Consider the following 16,126-nt stretch of genomic DNA (forward strand, 5'->3'; position numbering starts at 1 on the left):
CGGCCTGATCCGAAAGACACGGCCTAGACGCCGGTACGGCTCTCCGTACCGGCCGCGAGGTCCTCACGGTCCGCCGCCGCGGTGCTCGTGCCCTTCGCGACCGCGTGCGCGTCGCCCGCCGGCAGCCCGCGCATCAGCGCCCAGTACCCGGCCGCGGCCACCGTGCCCAGCACCGCGGTCGCGCCCCACAGCCACCCGGCGCCGAAGCGGTCGATCACGTACCCCGCCATCAGCGGCGCGACCAGCGACGCGACCGCCCAGCTCAGCGTGTACACGCCCTGGTAGCGGCCCCGGCCGTGCACCGGCGAGAGGCGGACGACCAGGCTCATCTGGGTGGGGGAGTTGATGATCTCGGCCAGCGTCCACACGCACACCGTCAGCGCGTACACGCCGATGGACCCGGCGAAGGCGGTGAGCCCGAAGCCATACCCCGCGAGGAGCGCCGAGAGGACCAGCAGCCGCTGCGGGTCGCGGTGCTCGATGAAGCGGGTGACCGGGATCTGCAGCGCGACGATCAGGAAGCCGTTGACCGCGATGACCAGGCCGTAGTCGCCGGGGGTGAAGCCGGCCGAACCCATGGCCACGGGCAGTCCGACCGAGCCCTGCGTGAACACCAGGGAGATGAGGAAGGACAGGCCGACCACACCCATGAAGCGGCCGTCCCGGAGCACGGTCCCGAGCCGGGTCTCGGGCTCCGCGGCCGCCGCGCGGCCGGTCCGCTCGGGGCGGGACTCGGGCAGCTTCACGAACACCAGCACCGCGCAGACGAGGGTCAGCACCGCCTCGCCGAGGAAGCCCGCCAGGTAGCTGTACTCGGCGACGAAGCCGGCGACGGCGGCGGACACCGCGAAGCCGAGGTTGATGGCCCAGTAGTTCAGCGCGAAGGCGCGGACCCGGTCCTCGGGGCGGACGATGTCGGCCATCATCGCCTGCACCGCGGGGCGGGAGGCGTTGGAGGCCATGCCGACCAGGAGGGCCACGGCGGCGATGGCGGCCGGGTGCTGCATGAAGCCGAGCAGGGCCACGGAGACGGCGGTCGAGGCCTGGGCGGCGAGCATCGTGGGCCGGCGCCCGAGGCGGTCCGTCATCACGCCGGCCACCAGGGAGGAGATCACACCGCCGAGGCCGTGCAGAGCGGCCACAAGTCCCGCGAAGGAGGCCGAGTAGCCCCGCTCCAGGGTCAGGTACAAGGCCATGAAGGTGGCGACGAAGGCCCCGAGCCGGTTGACGAGCGTGCTCGTCCAGAGCCACCAGAACTCCCGCGGCAGTCCGCCGACGCTCTCGCGGACGGCTCTCCTGAGCGAGGCAGCGGACATCTGGATCCCCCCGGCGATGTAAGCATCAATCCAACCGCTGACACGTTACGTACAGCCGGATTCAAGCGCCACTCAATTGGGCCCGGATACCGCGGGGCGAAGGTCCCGGGACGGGTCCCGGGACCCGTCCCGACCGCCCCCCGGACGGCGCGCGCAGGGCCACCTGCCGTCCATTAGGCTCGTACGCATGGCCGACGCACCGTACAAGCTGATCCTCCTCCGCCACGGCGAGAGCGAGTGGAACGCGAAGAACCTGTTCACCGGCTGGGTGGACGTCAACCTCAACGAGAAGGGCGAGAAGGAGGCGGTCCGCGGCGGTGAGCTGCTCAAGGACGCCGGTCTGCTCCCCGACGTGGTCCACACGTCTCTCCAGAAGCGCGCGATCCGCACCGCGCAGCTCGCCCTCGAGTCCGCCGACCGCCACTGGATCCCGGTCCACCGCTCCTGGCGCCTGAACGAGCGCCACTACGGTGCGCTCCAGGGCAAGGACAAGGCCCAGACCCTCGCCGAGTTCGGCGAGGAGCAGTTCATGCTGTGGCGTCGCTCGTACGACACCCCGCCGCCGCCGCTCGCGGACGGCACCGAGTTCTCGCAGTCCGACGACCCGCGCTACGCCACCATCCCGCCGGAGCTGCGCCCGAGGACCGAGTGCCTGAAGGACGTCGTCGTCCGCATGCTCCCGTACTGGTACGACGGCATCGTCCCGGACCTGCTGGCCGGCCGCACGGTCCTGGTCGCCGCCCACGGCAACTCGCTCCGCGCCCTGGTCAAGCACCTGGACGGCATCTCCGACGCCGACATCGCGGGCCTGAACATCCCCACCGGCATCCCGCTCTCCTACGAGCTGGACGCCGACTTCAAGCCCCTCAACCCGGGCGGCACCTACCTCGACCCCGAGGCCGCCGCAGCCGCCATCGAAGCGGTCAAGAACCAGGGTAAGAAGTAGTCCGGAAGCGTTTCGGGGCCCCTCAGCCGGCGGTTTCGTCCGTCGGGTGGGGGGCTTCTTCGTGCCGGTGCGTGCGCGGGCCGACGCGGGGATCGGCGGAGCCGAACGGGGGAGTGCCGGCGGGCGCCGATGACCCGGGGCGGGGCCCGCGTGCCGGCCGCAAGCCGGCCGGGGCTTCCTGGCGGAAAGGGCCCTGGCCGGGGTCAGCCGGACAGGGCCCTCCGTCGCGCACGTGCGCCGGTCAGCCGCCGCACTGGCACGGCGCGCCGGACTGGCAGCCGCAGCCGCAGCCCGAGCCGCAGCCGCAGGCCGCGAGCAGCGGGAGCCGGAGCGGCTGCGCGGCGGGCGGCTGCTGCTCCTGCTCCGGGGTGATCGGTACGGGGGAATCGGCCATGGTTCCTCCTAGGAGGGCGTACGCGCGTACTGCCCTGCCCCATTCATGCCCAGCCCCGAGGGCGCGTCAACGGCGCACTGGCGCAGTGGCGACGTGCACGGCCGGGAGACGGTCAGGACGCCTCCACCGGCGTCTGCAGCTCGTCCGCGTGCTCGCCCGTCACCAGGTACACCACGCGCTTGGCCACGGACACGGCGTGGTCCGCGAACCGCTCGTAGTAGCGGCCCAGCAGCGTCACGTCCACGGCCGTCTCGATGCCGTGCTTCCAGCGGTCGTCCATGAGGTGCTGGAACAGCGTGCGGTGCAGCTGGTCCATCTCGTCGTCGTCCGTCTCCAGCTGCATCGCCAGGTCGACGTCCTTGGTGATGATCACCTCGGCGGCCTTGGCCATCAGCCGCTGGGCCAGCTGGCCCATCTCCAGGATCGTGGCGTGCAGGTCCCGCGGCACCGCCGTGTCGGGGAACCGCAGCCGGGCGAGCTTCGCCACGTGCTGCGCCAGGTCGCCGGAGCGCTCCAGGTCGGCGCTCATGCGCAGGGACGTCACGACGATGCGCAGGTCGGTGGCGACGGGCTGCTGGCGGGCCAGCAGGGCGATGGCGCGGGCCTCCAGGTCGTGCTGGAGGTCGTCGATCTTCTGGTCAGCGGCGATCACGCTCTCGGCGAGCTTCAGGTCGGCGTCGAGCATGGCCGTGGTGGCCCGCCCGATCGCGGAACCGACGAGCCGGGCCATCTCGACCAGGCCGTCGCCGATCGAGTCCAGTTCCTCGTGGTACGCGTCCCGCATGGGTGTCCCTCTCTTCGTTACTGCCGGGGGCCGGGGGTTTCGTGTCGCTTCGACCCCCACGCTCCCACGGTGCGCGGCCCACGCGTCGGACTCCGGCACCACAAGTGAATCAGTACGGTCGTCACGGTGAACTCTGGGCGACGACTGTTCGAGGTGCCACCCGAACGGCTGTGGAACTGTCGTCGTGCCTGCTTAACCTGGATGCATGGACGTGAACGCGGCGGTCGCCGCAGCGGCAGCGATCGCCGGGTTGTGCACCGGCGTGATCGCCATGCTGGCGTTCCGCTGGAGCGAGCGCGACCAGGCCCGCCCCACGCGGAGCTCCATGCGCCCCGATCTCAACGCGGTGCTCCCGCCCGGCGTCGACACCGTGCTCTCGGTGCTCCGCTCCTCGGCGGTGGTGCTCGACGAGGGCGACAGCGTGGTGAAGGCCAGCTCGGCCGCGTACGCGCTGGGCCTGGTGCGCGGCGGCAAGCTCGCCGTCGAGCCGATGCTCCACATGGCGCGCGACACCCGCAGGGACGGAGAGATACGGCAGGTCGAGCTGGACCTGCCCCGGCGCGGCACCGGCCGCGGCGAGGCCCTGGCGGTCTCCGCCCGGGTGGCGCCGCTCGGCTCGCGCCTGGTGCTGCTGCTGGTGGAGGACCTCACGGAGGCCCGCCGCATCGAGGCCGTGCGCCGCGACTTCGTCGCGAACGTGTCGCACGAGCTGAAGACGCCCGTGGGAGCGCTCTCCCTGCTGTCCGAGGCCGTCATGGACGCCTCGGACGACCCGGAGGCCGTCATCCGCTTCGCCGGACGCATGCAGATCGAGGCCACCCGCCTCACCAACCTCGTCCAGGAGCTCATCGACCTCTCCCGGGTCCAGAACGACGACCCCCTGGAGGACGCCGAGCCGGTCCGGGTGGACACCCTGGTCGCCGAGGCGATCGACCGCTGCCGGCACACCGCCTCCACCAAGCAGATCACCATGGCCGCCGGCGGCACCGCCGACCTGCGGGTCTGGGGCAACCGCGGCCAGCTCGCCGCCGCCCTCGGCAACCTCGTCGAGAACGCCGTCAACTACTCCCCGGCCCGCACCCGCGTGGGCATAGCCGGCCGCCGCGTCGCGGCGCCCGGCGGGGACCTGATCGAGATCGCCGTCACCGACCAGGGCATCGGCATCCCCGAGAAGGACCGGGAGCGCATCTTCGAGCGCTTCTACCGCGTCGACCCCGCCCGTTCCCGCGCCACGGGCGGTACGGGCCTGGGCCTCGCCATCGTGAAGCACGTGGCCGCCTCGCACGGCGGCGAGGTCACGGTGTGGAGCAGCGAAGGCCAGGGCTCCACCTTCACGCTGCGGCTGCCCGAGGCCGCGGCCGAACCGAAGCGGCCGACCGCCGGACCGGCATCCGCCGACCACCGCACCGAGTCCCACCAAGTAACAGCCATCCCTGCCCCGGAGGTCCTTCCGTGACCCGAGTGCTCGTCGTCGAGGATGAGGAATCCTTCAGCGACGCCCTTTCCTACATGCTCCGCAAGGAGGGCTTCGAGGTCGCCATCGCCGCGACCGGGCCCGACGGCCTGGACGAGTTCGAGCGCAACGGCGCCGACCTGGTCCTCCTCGACCTGATGCTGCCCGGACTGCCGGGCACGGAGGTCTGCCGTCAGCTGCGGGGCCGTTCGAACGTGCCGGTCATCATGGTCACCGCCAAGGACAGCGAGATCGACAAGGTCGTCGGGCTGGAGATAGGAGCCGACGACTACGTCACCAAGCCCTTCTCCTCGCGGGAGCTGGTCGCCCGCATCCGCGCGGTCCTGCGCCGCCGCGGCGAGCCGGAGGAGGTCACCCCCGCCGCGCTGGAGGCCGGGCCGGTGCGGATGGACGTCGACCGCCACGTGGTCACGGTCGGCGGGGCCAAGGTCGACCTGCCGCTGAAGGAGTTCGACCTCCTGGAGATGCTGCTGCGCAACGCGGGCCGCGTGCTGACCCGCATGCAGCTGATCGACCGGGTGTGGGGCGCGGACTACGTCGGCGACACCAAGACCCTCGACGTCCACGTGAAGCGCCTGCGAGCCAAGATCGAGCCGGACCCGGGCGCCCCGCGCTACCTGGTCACGGTCCGCGGCCTGGGCTACAAGTTCGAGCCGTAGGCCGCCCCCGGCGCGTGACCCGTGCCGGCCGGCCAGGTGCGTACGTACGGGCAAGGGCCCCCACCCGCTGCCGGGTGGGGGCCCTTCCGCGTGCCCGTACGGGCGGTGCGTCAGTGACCGGCGGCGTGCGAGGCCGAGCCCGAGGGGGTGGCGCTGGTGCCGGACGGCGTGCCGGCCGAGCGCGAGGGGGTGGCCTGGCCGCCGGCCTCGCCCGAGGCGGAGGCGGACGGGCTGGGCGACGTGCTCGGGGACGGCAGGGCCGGGCGCTCGGACGGGCCGTACTCGCCGAAGTAGCCGGTGGCCGGGACGACGAAGGCCTCCAGGCCGACGTCGCCGGTCCGGCTGAACTGGAAGACGACCTCCTGCGCGGCGCCGTTCTCCAGGCCCTCGCGGCCGTTCTCGATCACGGCGGAGGCGTTGCCCTTGCCGCCCAGGATGATGGAGCCGCCACCGGGCACGACGATCTTGCCGGAGCCCTCGGCGGCCTTCAGCTTCACGGTCCCGGAGGCACCCGGAAGGGTGATGGCGTCCAGGGTCTGGGGGGCCGTGCCGTTGTTGAAGAGCGTCGCGGAGACGACGGCCGGGCCCTTGGCCTCGCGCACGGGCTGGGTGATCACCAGGGCGTTCTGGACCTGGATGTCGCCCTTCTCGGCCGCGGCGTTGTCCGGCTTGATCTGCAGGGTCTGCGCGTCGTTGCCCGCGCCGCAGGCGGCGAGCGATCCGATCGAGAGGACGAGGGCGGCGGCGGCAAGGGCGCCGCGTCGAAGGCTGCGGCTCACGGCGGCGGCAACTCCTTGGACGAAGGACGGTCTAGGCGGAACGGGGGCTCTGCCTGGACAGGTAAAGCCGCCCTAAGGGTGTGTCAGCGGGCTTAGGTTACCGAGCCGCCACCCCGCGTCCGCACCCGACCCTCCGCGCCGCGCGGAGCGCCTCCCGGCCGGCTCCCCGATCTTCCTTTCCCGCGTGCCTTCACATAGCGCTCACAAAACGCGTGTGATCAATTACCGCGGTGTCTTCCGGATCTCTTCCTCCGCCGGCCGGCATTTCACCGGAGCGGGAGCGTGATCGGCTTCACGGCGGCCTCCGTGATCAATTCGGGATTGCACCCGGGACAGGTGTGCGCCAGTCGAACGGAGTACTTCCGTTTCGCGGCTTCGAACCACGCAAAACGGGACGTACGTCACCTCGTGCGGGTCCCCCGGGAGGTGTAACGTGGTCGTTTCGCCTCGTGCGCACAGCCGCTCCGACCTGCGAATACCCCCCTCCGGAAGCCCTCCGCAGCACGTACGCGTCTGTGTTGTCAAGCCCCGAGATATGCCCTGACCTGCGGAAACGCCATTCAGAACAGTCCGTTCTCGTGTTACTCTTGATAGCCACGGAAGGGGTACCTGTCACATGACGTTCAAGGTTGGCGACACCGTGGTCTATCCCCATCACGGGGCCGCGCTGATCGAGGCCATCGAAACTCGCCAGATCAAAGGCGTGGACAAGACCTACTTGGTGCTCAAGGTCGCCCAGGGCGACCTGACGGTGCGTGTGCCCGCGGACAATGCGGAGTTCGTCGGCGTTCGCGATGTGGTCGGCCAGGACGGGCTGGACCGGGTCTTCGAGGTGCTGCGTGCGCCGTACGCCGAAGAGCCGACGAACTGGTCCCGTCGCTACAAGGCAAACCTGGAGAAGCTCGCGTCCGGCGATGTCATCAAGGTCGCCGAAGTGGTGCGCGACCTGTGGCGCCGCGAGCGCGAGCGCGGACTGTCGGCGGGCGAGAAGCGCATGCTCGCCAAGGCCCGTCAGATCCTGGTCAGCGAGCTGGCGCTCGCTGAGAACACCAACGAGGACAAGGCCGAGGCTCTCCTCGACGAGGTCCTCGCGTCCTGACGCGTTCCTGCGTCCAGGCGCGACAGTTGTGCCGCGGTGCCCGATGACAGTCCTTCTGTCGCCGGGCGCTGCGGCATGTCTGCGTCCGACCCGGAGCCGCCCCCGGTCCCGCACCGAGGCCGGCCCTGGGTCCGACCTCACCGGGTCCGGCCGCGTCGCCGGTTCCGACCCCGTACTCGCCGTACTCCCCGCAGCTGTACTCCCCGCAGGGCGAGCGCCCGCCGCCGCCCCGCGTGTTCCCTGAAGCGTCTCTCCCTGGCGTGCCGGGCCCGGGCAGCCAGCTTGACCGGTCGTCACGGAAGGGGCCCCGGTCAGGGCATCGTGCCCGGCACCTTCAGGCCATACCCACGTCGGCCGAGGCGACAAACCTGGCCGCCCCACCGATGTCACGACGACGTCACTGTCCGGAGCCATGCATGTCTGACGTAACGCGTCCCGCCACCACCGGGGACACCCCCGGCGGCAGCCGCGGGAGGACCGCCGCGGTGATCCCCGCGGCCGGCCGCGGCGTACGCCTGGGGCCCGGCGCCCCCAAGGCGCTGCGCACCCTCGGCGGCATCCCGATGCTCATCCACGCCGTACGGGCCATGGCGCGCTCCCGCGCCGTCGGCGTCGTCGTCGTGGTCGCCCCGCCCGACGGGGCGGCCGAGGTGCGGAACCTCCTCGACGAACACGCCCTGCCCGAGCGCACCGACTTCCTGGTCGTGCCCGGCGGGGAGACCCGCCAGGAGTCCGTGCGCCTGGGCCTGGAGGCCCTCCCGGCGGACGTCACCTCCGTACTGGTCCACGACGCAGCCCGCCCGCTGGTGCCCGTCGACACCGTCGACGCCGTCGTCGAGGCCGTCCGCGACGGCGCCCCCGCCGTCGTGCCCGCGCTGCCGCTGGCCGACACCGTCAAGGAGGTCGAGCCGCGCACCGGCGGCGAGCCCGAGCCGGTCGTCGCCACGCCCGAGCGCGCCCGCCTGCGCGCCGTGCAGACACCGCAGGGCTTCGACCGCGAGACCCTGCTGCGCGCCCACGAGAAGACCGCCGTCAGCGGCGAGGGCGCCACGGACGACGCCGGGCTCGTCGAGCTGCTCGGCGTGCCCGTCGTCCTCGTGCCCGGGCACGAGGAGGCCTTCAAGGTGACCCGCCCGCTGGACCTCGTGCTCGCCGAGGCCGTACTCGCCCGCAGGAGGGCCACCGATGCCTACTGAGCAGCCCCTGATCCCCCTCGTCGGCATCGGCACCGACGTCCACGCCTTCGAGCAGGGCCGCGAGCTGTGGTGCGCCGGCCTGCTCTGGGACGGCCCCGAGAACGAGGGCTACGGGCTCGCCGGGCACTCCGACGGCGACGTGGCCGCCCACGCCGCCTGCGACGCCCTGTTCTCCGCGGCCGGCGTCGGGGACCTCGGCGCCCACTTCGGCACCTCCCGCCCCGAGTGGTCGGGCGCCTCCGGTGTCACGCTTCTGGGTGAGGCCGCCCGTATCGTGCGCGCCGCCGGTTTCGAGATCGGGAACGTGTCCGTGCAGGTCATCGGCGTACGGCCGAAGGTCGGCAAGCGGCGCGAGGAGGCGCAGAAGGCGCTCGGCGCCGCGGTCGGCGCGCCGGTCTCCGTCTCCGGCACCACCACCGACGGCCTGGGCCTGACCGGCCGGGCCGAGGGCCTCGCCGCCATCGCGACCGCGCTGGTGTACCGCACGAGCGGGAGCTGACTCCCCACCGCGTCCGCCACGAATCCCGGCCGCACTTCGGCAACAAACCCGCCCCGCGCCCCGAAAGGGTCGCGGGGCACTGCCGCAGGAGCACTACCCTGGATGCCGTGACTATTCGCCTGTACGACACCAGCGCCCGGCAGATCCGCGATTTCACCCCGCTCACGCCGGGCTGTGTCTCGATCTACCTCTGTGGCGCGACCGTGCAGGCCGCCCCGCACATCGGGCACATCCGCTCCGGCCTGAACTTCGACATCATGCGCCGCTGGTTCACCTACCGCGGCTACGACGTGACCTTCATCCGGAACGTCACGGACATCGACGACAAGATCATCGCCAAGTCGGCTGACCAGGGCCGCCCCTGGTGGTCCATCGGGTACGAGAACGAGCGCGCCTTCAACGACGGCTACGACGGCCTCGGCTGCCTCCCGCCGACCTACGAGCCCCGCGCCACCGGCCACGTCACCGAGATGGTCGAGATGATGCGCGGCCTGATCGAGCGCGGCCACGCCTACGAGGCCGACGGCAACGTCTACTTCGACGTGCGCTCCTTCCCCGGCTACCTGGAGCTGTCCAACCAGGAGCTGGACAACCTGCTCCAGCCCTCGGGCGAGGGCGAGACGGGCAAGCGCGACCCGCGCGACTTCGCCATGTGGAAGGCCGTCAAGCCCGGCGAGCCCTCCTGGGAGACCCCCTGGGGCCGCGGCCGTCCCGGCTGGCACCTGGAGTGCTCGGCCATGGCCCACAAGTACCTCGGCTCCGCCTTCGACATCCACGGCGGCGGCATCGACCTGATCTTCCCGCACCACGAGAACGAGATCGCCCAGGCCAAGGCCTACGGCGACGAGTTCGCGAAGTACTGGGTGCACAACGCCTGGGTGACGCTCAGCGGCGAGAAGATGTCCAAGTCCCTCGGCAACTCGGTGCTGGTCTCCGAGATGCTGAAGAACTGGCGGCCCATCGTCCTGCGCTACTACCTGGGCACCCCGCACTACCGCTCGATGATCGAGTACAGCGAGGAGGCGCTGCGCGAGGCCGACGCGGCGTTCGCGCGGATCGAGGGCTTCTGCCAGCGGGTGACCGAGATGGCCGGTCAGGCCGTCGAGCCCGCCGACGAGGTGCCCCCGGCCTTCGCCGAGGCGATGGACGACGACCTGGGCGTCCCGCAGGCGCTCGCGATCGTCCACACCACCGTCCGGCAGGGCAACAGCGCGCTGGCCGCCGACGACAAGGAGGGCGCCGTCGCCCGCCTCGCCGAGGTGCGCGCGATGCTCGGCGTCCTCGGCCTCGACCCGCTGGACCCGCACTGGGCGGGCGAGGCGGAGCGCGGCGAGGACCTGCACGGCGCCGTCGACACCCTCGTGCGCATGGTCCTGGAGCAGCGTGAGTCCGCCCGGGCCCGCAAGGACTGGGCGACCGCCGACGCCATCCGCGACCAGCTCAACCAGTCCGGTCTGGTCATCGAGGACAGCCCGGCCGGCCCCCGCTGGAGCCTCGGTCAGCGCTAGCCGCGGCCGCGGGCCCGGTCACGGGGCCGTCCACAGGTGCCGCCCGGGCCTCCGGGCGGCACACTTCATTACGTACACACGTCTGCAGAAACGAAACAGGTAGGTCATGGCCGGGAACAGCCAGCGCAGGAACCGCCGCACGTCCAACAAGAAGGGCGCCACGGTCGGCAGCGGTGGCCAGCGGCGCAAGGGCCTCGAGGGCAAGGGCCCCACGCCCAAGGCCGAGGACCGCAAGGGCCACAAGGCCTTCCGCATCTCCAACGCCAAGGCCCGCCAGGCGGCCAAGCGCCGTCCCGCGCCGCGCCGCGGCGGCCCCAAGGGCACCAGCGAGATGGTCGTGGGCCGCAACCCGGTCTTCGAGGCGCTGCGCGACGGCGTGCCGGCCACCACCCTGTACGTCCAGCAGTTCATCGACAACGACGAGCGCGTCCGCGAGGCCCTCGCGCTCGCCCAGCAGCGCGGCAACATCAACCTGATGGAGGCCCCGCGCCCCGAGCTCGACCGGATGACCGGCGGGCTGAACCACCAGGGCCTCGTGCTCCAGGTGCCGCCGTACGAGTACGCGCACCCGGAGGACCTGACCGCCGAGGCGTACGACGCCGGCGAGGACCCGCTGATCGTGGCCCTGGACGGCGTCACCGACCCGCGCAACCTGGGTGCGATCGTCCGCTCCGTCTCCGCCTTCGGCGGCCACGGCGTGGTCATCCCCGAGCGGCGGGCGGCCGGCATGACCGCCGGTGCGTGGAAGACGTCGGCCGGTACCGCCGCCCGTACGCCGGTCGCGCGCGTCACGAACCTGACCCGTGCGCTCCAGGACTACAAGAAGGCCGGCATCACGGTCGTCGGCCTGGCGGCCGAGGGCGAGCACGAGGTGCAGGAGCTGGAGGCGCTGTCCGGGCCGGTCGTCATCGTCGTCGGCAGCGAGGGCAAGGGCCTGGGCCGGCTGGTCGGCGAGACCTGTGACTTCCTGGTCCGCATCCCGATGCCGGGCGGGGCGGAGTCCCTGAACGCCGGTGTCGCCGCCGGCGTGGTCCTGTACGAGGCCGCCCGCAAGCGGGGCTGACCCTCCGGGGGCGGTGGGTGCCGTGAGGTTCTCCGAGCTGTCGGTCAGTGGATGCTGGGAGATCGGCCCGGAGCAGCACACCGATGCCCGGGGAGCCTTCCTGGAGTGGTTCCGGCCCGACCTCCTCGCCGATGTGACGGGGCACCCCATGGCGGTCGCCCAGGCGAACGTCTCCGTATCCGCCAAGGGCGTCGTCCGGGGGATCCACTTCTCCGACGTGCCGCCCGGCCAGGCCAAGTACGTGACGTGTGTCCGCGGCGCCGTGCTGGACGTGGTCGTGGACCTGCGCGTGGGCTCCCCCGGTTTCGGGCGGTGGGAGGCCGTGCGGCTGGACGACGTCGACCGCACGGCGCTGTACATACCGGCGGGGCTGGGGCACGGATTCTGTGCCCTCACCGACGACGCGACGCTGTGTTACCTGAGCTCCCAGACCTACGCGCCGCACTTGGAGCACGCGATAGACCCCCTGGACACAGCCTTGGCCATCGACTGGCCGACGGACCGGCCCGTGCTCTCGGAGCGCGATTCGGCGGCCCCGTCACTGGCTGCCGCGCGAGCGTCGGGGATCCTTCCGGACTATGCGGCCTGTGTCGTGCGGGAGGGAGAGGCGGGCCAGCGCCGACCGGCGGGCGAAGTCGGGGGTCCGTAGCGCGGCGGCCAGCTGGTCCCGCCAAGGCGGCAGCGGCGGCAGGCCCGCCGTCCGCCAGCGGTCCTGGCTCATGACGCAGCGCTCCGGCCTCCTGGCCGGACGCCCGAGTGAGCCGGAGGTCGTGGGCCGAACCCGTTCCGGGTCGAGTCCGGAGAGCTCGAAGATCGCTCTCGCGAGTTCGAACCAGGTCGTGTGCCCCGTCCCGGTGCCGTGGTAGGTGCCTGGAGGCAGGGCGCCGGCGATCGCCCTGGTGCCCGCCTCGGCCAGGCGGCCGGCCAGGGCTGCGGACCAGGTCGGGTGTCCGCGCTGGTTGGTGACGACCTGCACGGTTTCCTGGCGAGCGGCCAGGTCCAGCATCGTGGTCGCGAAGTTCCTGCCGTGACCCGCGTACAGCCACGACGTGCGCACGACGTATCCGCTGTGCGGGAGCAGCTCCGCGACGGCGCGTTCTCCGACGAGCTTGCTCCTCCCGTACGCGTTGACCGGCCCGGTCGGGGAGTCCTCGGTGTAGGTGGTGTTCCTTCCCGAGGCGTGCTCGCCAGAGAAGACGTAGTCCGTGGACACCTGGATCAGCTTGGCGCCGTGAGCGTCACAGGCGCGGGCCAGGTTGCCGACACCGGCTCCGTTGACCGTGGTAGCCGCCGCCTCGTTCCGCTCGGAGCCGTCGACATCCGTCCACGCCGCGGCGTTGACGACCACGTCGTGCCCGGCGACGCAGCGGAGGGCGGCCGAGGCGTCGCGGATGTCGAGGTCGGCGCGGGTGGCCGCGGTGACGTCGTGGCCCCTGGCGCGCAGGACGCCGACGAGGTCGCGGCCCAGCATGCCGCCCGCGCCGGTGACGAGCCATCGGGCGGTCACGTCAGAGCCGCCGCTGCTTTGAGCGGGTACCACCAGGAACGGTTGTCCCGGTACCACCTGATCGTTTCTTCGATCGCCTCGTCGAATTTCCTCTGTGGGGCGTATCCGAGCTCGGCGGCTATCTTCCGGGTGTCGAGTGAGTACCGCAGGTCGTGCCCTTTCCGGTCCGGAACCCGGTCGACCATGTCCCATCCGGCGTCGCAGGCGCTCAGCAATCGCGCGGTGACATCCTCGTTGGTCAGCTCCGTACCGCCTCCGACGTTGTACACCTCTCCGGACCGTCCGCAGTGGAGTATCAGGGCGATGGCTCGGCAATGGTCGGACACGTGCAGCCAGTCGCGGACGTTCTGCCCGCTGCCGTAGAGGGGGACGGACAATCCCTCCATCAGATTGGTGAGGAAAAGCGGTATCAGCTTCTCGGGGAACTGGCGCGACCCGTACGTGTTCGAGGAGCGGGAGACGACGACGTCCAAGCCGTGCGTGCGCTGGTAGGAGAGCGCGAGGAGGTCGGCGGACGCTTTGGACGCAGCGTAGGGCGAGTTGGGCTTCAGTGGGCTGGACTCCGACCACGATCCGTCGCTGATGGATCCGTAGACCTCGTCGGTGGACACGTGGACGAAGCGTCCGACGGAATGCCTCAGGGCGGCATCCAGCAGTACCTGCGTACCCACCACATTGGTCGCCACGAACGGGCCGGCCGAGGTGATGGAGCGATCCACGTGGGTTTCTGCAGCGAAGTGCACCACCGCGTCGTGCCCTTGCACGACCCGGTCGACGAGCCGTGCGTCGCGGATATCGCCGTGGACGAAGCGGAATCTCTGGTCGGTGGCCACGGAATCGAGATTCGCCGCATTGCCCGACCGGGTCAGGCTGTCCAGCACGGTGACACGGACGTCCTGGGTGAAGTGCGGTCCGCCGCCGAGTGCGAAGGCGGTGAAATGCGAGCCGATAAATCCGGCTCCACCGGTTATCAGGAGATTCATGAATTTGACCCTAGGGTGCCGTCGCTCGTGCGGACAAGAATGTCGGCGCCCGCGCTCTGGCGGGGGCGCGCAGGTCGCGGAGGCAGGCGGGGCGACCGGGGTTCGTTCACGCGTTCCCCGGCGGGTCAAGGTGGCCGGATCTTGACGGGTCTCGGACATATCCCTGCTGTCAAGGCAGTGTCCTAAACACTCATCACTCGGTTAGATGAGTGTGGACACCAGAACGCCGAGGTTCGACGACCAGCCCTCGCTGAGCATGGTCAAGGTGCCGTGCGACCCCGCGCAGGTCATCGTCAACCACGCCAGCTTCCGCGTGCAGCTCGCCCCCAAGGGGCGGCCCAAGGCCGGCGCGGCCCCCGCCAGGATGCCCGTCCTCGGCGCCGCAGGTGCCGGCGCCGTGGCCGGTGCCGCCGCCGGCGCGCGACGGCGGGCCCCCGTCGTGTGGAGCGGAAAGGCGGGGCCCGGCGGTGACGCGGCGGCCACCGGCGGGCTGCTCCAGGCCGTGCGCGAGGCCGGGGCCCGCACCTCGTGGGGCGCCGGGGCGGACGCCGGGGGCGGGGCGGCGACCCAGGTCATCCCGCGCGTGGAGCTCGGCGACGACACCATGCCGACGCCGACGGTCGTCGGCCAGCGCTCCGCCGTGGACGACGACACCCAGATCCTCACGCCCGTACGGGACTTCGGGCGTCCCATCGGGGCCCCGTACGACTCGGGGTACACCGCCGACTACGGGCGCACCGACGCGTACGGCCAGGACGTGGCGGAGATCAGCGCCGCCCGCCGGGCCCCCGTGGACCCGGCCGTGGAGGCCTACTTCCCGGGCCGCCGGATGAACCTCGGCGTGGTGCTGCTGCCGCTGCGGGTGTTCCTCGGCTTCATCTCGATCTACGCCGGCATGGGCAAGCTGTGCGACCCCGTGTACTTCGACGGCGGCGAGCGCGGCTCCATGGTCACCTGGCTGCACACCCTCCACCCCTGGGCGCTGGCCGAGCCGCTGCGGGACTTCGCGCTGGCCCACCCGGTCGGCGCCGGGCTGAGCGTGGCGTTCCTCCAGGTCATCGTGGGCGTGCTGACGGTCTTCGGCCTCTGGCAGCGGTTCGCGGCCTGCATCGGGACGCTGCTGTCGGCGGCCCTGCTGATGACCGTGAGCTGGCGGACCGTACCGGCGTACGACGCGCCGGACATCATCTACCTCGCCGCCTGGAGCCCGCTGATCATCGCCGGCGCCCCGGTCTACTCGCTCGACGGCCGGCTGGCCGGCGAGGCCTGGCGCACGCTCGGCCCGCGTGCCGGGCTGGGCGAGCTGCGCCGCCGGGTGCTGCGGCGCGGCGCGGTCATGGCCACCCTGGTCGTCGGCCTCACGCTGCTGATCGGCTCCCTGCTGGGCGGCGCGGTCCGCTCGACCACGGTGGTCACCGTGCCGGGACCGGAGGACGCGCCGAGCAACTACCTGCCGGGGTCCCCGCTCCCGACGGAGCCGGGCAAGGCCCGCAAGGCGGTCCGGAAGCCGGCGAAGACCGGCGAGCCGTCCGCGGAGGCCACCAAGGCGCCGAAGGCGGAGCGCACGAAGCCGGAGCGGGTACGGGAATCCGCCTCGTCCGGCGCGCAGTCGCCGACGGCCACCCAGGGCGCCGGCCGCACCGAGTCGTCCCCGCGCCAGAGCTCGCCGCGGACGCCGTCGTCGAGCTCGGCCGGTCCGACCTCGTCCGGCGGGTCGAGCACGGGCGGCAGCGGTGGCGGCAGCGGCAGCGAGCCGCCGCAGGAGCAGCGGGGCGGGCTGGTCGGCGGCCTCCTGGGCTGATCCGGCACGGTACGCGGAAGGGCCCGGCGCACGGGGTGTGCGCCGGGCCCTTCCGCGTACCGCCGCCCGGCCCCTTCGCGTTCCGCCCGCGGGCCGCAGTGGGCCGCCGCAAGCCGCC

The 16,126-nt window shown here is 72.0% G+C and carries 16 protein-coding genes; 10 read left to right on the forward strand and 6 right to left on the reverse strand.

Annotated features, from left to right (window positions below):
• Positions 1–23: 23 nt before the first annotated feature.
• Positions 24–1,316, reverse strand: a complete 1,293-nt coding sequence (locus ACIQUR_RS04590; protein WP_403658217.1) for an MDR family MFS transporter — start codon at positions 1,314–1,316, stop codon at positions 24–26.
• 187 nt (positions 1,317–1,503) lie between these two features.
• Between ACIQUR_RS04590 and ACIQUR_RS04595 the strand changes: the two genes are divergently transcribed.
• A complete protein-coding gene (locus ACIQUR_RS04595) occupies positions 1,504–2,262 on the forward strand; it encodes a phosphoglyceromutase (RefSeq protein WP_403658220.1) in 759 nt (252 codons plus the stop codon).
• Positions 2,263–2,503: 241 nt separating this feature from the next.
• On the opposite strand, the gene ACIQUR_RS04600 is transcribed toward ACIQUR_RS04595, so the two are convergent.
• Both ACIQUR_RS04600 and phoU read right to left on the reverse strand, forming a co-directional pair.
• Positions 2,504–2,656 carry a hypothetical protein gene (locus ACIQUR_RS04600; RefSeq protein ID WP_399939075.1) on the reverse strand — a complete coding sequence of 51 codons (153 nt, stop codon included), beginning with the start codon at positions 2,654–2,656 and terminating at the stop codon, positions 2,504–2,506.
• A 112-nt stretch (positions 2,657–2,768) separates the two neighbouring features.
• The gene (gene phoU, locus ACIQUR_RS04605; protein ID WP_399939077.1) at positions 2,769–3,440 is read right to left on the reverse strand and encodes a phosphate signaling complex protein PhoU; all 672 of its coding nucleotides are present in this window, start codon (positions 3,438–3,440) and stop codon (positions 2,769–2,771) included.
• A gap of 205 nt (positions 3,441–3,645) precedes the next feature.
• Here phoU and ACIQUR_RS04610 point away from each other — a divergent pair, with 205 nt between their 5' ends.
• Positions 3,646–4,896: a sensor histidine kinase gene (locus ACIQUR_RS04610; protein ID WP_403658224.1), complete on the forward strand. Its 1,251-nt coding sequence runs from the start codon at positions 3,646–3,648 to the stop codon at positions 4,894–4,896.
• Positions 4,893–5,573: a response regulator transcription factor gene (locus tag ACIQUR_RS04615; RefSeq protein ID WP_042813788.1), complete on the forward strand. Its 681-nt coding sequence runs from the start codon at positions 4,893–4,895 to the stop codon at positions 5,571–5,573. The genes ACIQUR_RS04610 and ACIQUR_RS04615 overlap by 4 nt, the downstream gene beginning before the upstream one ends.
• A gap of 110 nt (positions 5,574–5,683) precedes the next feature.
• Here the strand turns inward: ACIQUR_RS04615 and ACIQUR_RS04620 are convergent, their stop codons facing one another.
• Positions 5,684–6,352 carry a DUF461 domain-containing protein gene (locus ACIQUR_RS04620; RefSeq protein ID WP_403658226.1) on the reverse strand — a complete coding sequence of 223 codons (669 nt, stop codon included), beginning with the start codon at positions 6,350–6,352 and terminating at the stop codon, positions 5,684–5,686.
• A 616-nt stretch (positions 6,353–6,968) separates the two neighbouring features.
• Between ACIQUR_RS04620 and ACIQUR_RS04625 the strand changes: the two genes are divergently transcribed.
• The 6 genes from ACIQUR_RS04625 (at position 6,969) to ACIQUR_RS04650 (ending at position 12,366) form a co-directional block, all read left to right on the forward strand.
• The gene (locus ACIQUR_RS04625; protein WP_003953493.1) at positions 6,969–7,451 is read left to right on the forward strand and encodes a CarD family transcriptional regulator; all 483 of its coding nucleotides are present in this window, start codon (positions 6,969–6,971) and stop codon (positions 7,449–7,451) included.
• Positions 7,452–7,867: 416 nt separating this feature from the next.
• Positions 7,868–8,647, forward strand: a complete 780-nt coding sequence (gene ispD / locus ACIQUR_RS04630; RefSeq protein ID WP_403658229.1) for a 2-C-methyl-D-erythritol 4-phosphate cytidylyltransferase — start codon at positions 7,868–7,870, stop codon at positions 8,645–8,647.
• Positions 8,637–9,146 (forward strand): 2-C-methyl-D-erythritol 2,4-cyclodiphosphate synthase, encoded by a 510-nt coding sequence (gene ispF, locus ACIQUR_RS04635; protein ID WP_403658232.1) that lies wholly within the window; start codon positions 8,637–8,639, stop codon positions 9,144–9,146. Before ispD ends, ispF begins: the two co-directional genes overlap by 11 nt.
• Before the next feature lie 107 nt (positions 9,147–9,253).
• The gene (gene cysS, locus ACIQUR_RS04640; protein WP_403658235.1) at positions 9,254–10,654 is read left to right on the forward strand and encodes a cysteine--tRNA ligase; all 1,401 of its coding nucleotides are present in this window, start codon (positions 9,254–9,256) and stop codon (positions 10,652–10,654) included.
• Positions 10,655–10,760: 106 nt separating this feature from the next.
• Positions 10,761–11,717 carry a 23S rRNA (guanosine(2251)-2'-O)-methyltransferase RlmB gene (rlmB, locus tag ACIQUR_RS04645; RefSeq protein WP_403658238.1) on the forward strand — a complete coding sequence of 319 codons (957 nt, stop codon included), beginning with the start codon at positions 10,761–10,763 and terminating at the stop codon, positions 11,715–11,717.
• A 22-nt stretch (positions 11,718–11,739) separates the two neighbouring features.
• Complete coding sequence (locus ACIQUR_RS04650; protein WP_403658241.1) at positions 11,740–12,366, forward strand: dTDP-4-dehydrorhamnose 3,5-epimerase family protein; 627 nt, start codon at positions 11,740–11,742, stop codon at positions 12,364–12,366.
• Here ACIQUR_RS04650 and rfbD read toward each other — a convergent pair.
• Positions 12,256–13,224, reverse strand: coding sequence for a dTDP-4-dehydrorhamnose reductase (rfbD, locus tag ACIQUR_RS04655; RefSeq protein ID WP_403658244.1), 969 nt, complete (start codon positions 13,222–13,224; stop codon positions 12,256–12,258). The genes ACIQUR_RS04650 and rfbD overlap by 111 nt on opposite strands.
• The gene (gene rfbB / locus ACIQUR_RS04660; protein ID WP_403658247.1) at positions 13,221–14,207 is read right to left on the reverse strand and encodes a dTDP-glucose 4,6-dehydratase; all 987 of its coding nucleotides are present in this window, start codon (positions 14,205–14,207) and stop codon (positions 13,221–13,223) included. The genes rfbD and rfbB overlap by 4 nt, the downstream gene beginning before the upstream one ends.
• Before the next feature lie 205 nt (positions 14,208–14,412).
• Between rfbB and ACIQUR_RS04665 the strand changes: the two genes are divergently transcribed.
• Complete coding sequence (locus ACIQUR_RS04665) at positions 14,413–16,008, forward strand: DoxX family membrane protein (RefSeq protein ID WP_403658250.1); 1,596 nt, start codon at positions 14,413–14,415, stop codon at positions 16,006–16,008.
• Positions 16,009–16,126: the final 118 nt, after the last annotated feature.

The organism is Streptomyces sp. NPDC101132, assembly GCF_044759225.1.
Classification (GTDB): Bacteria; Actinomycetota; Actinomycetes; order Streptomycetales; family Streptomycetaceae; genus Streptomyces.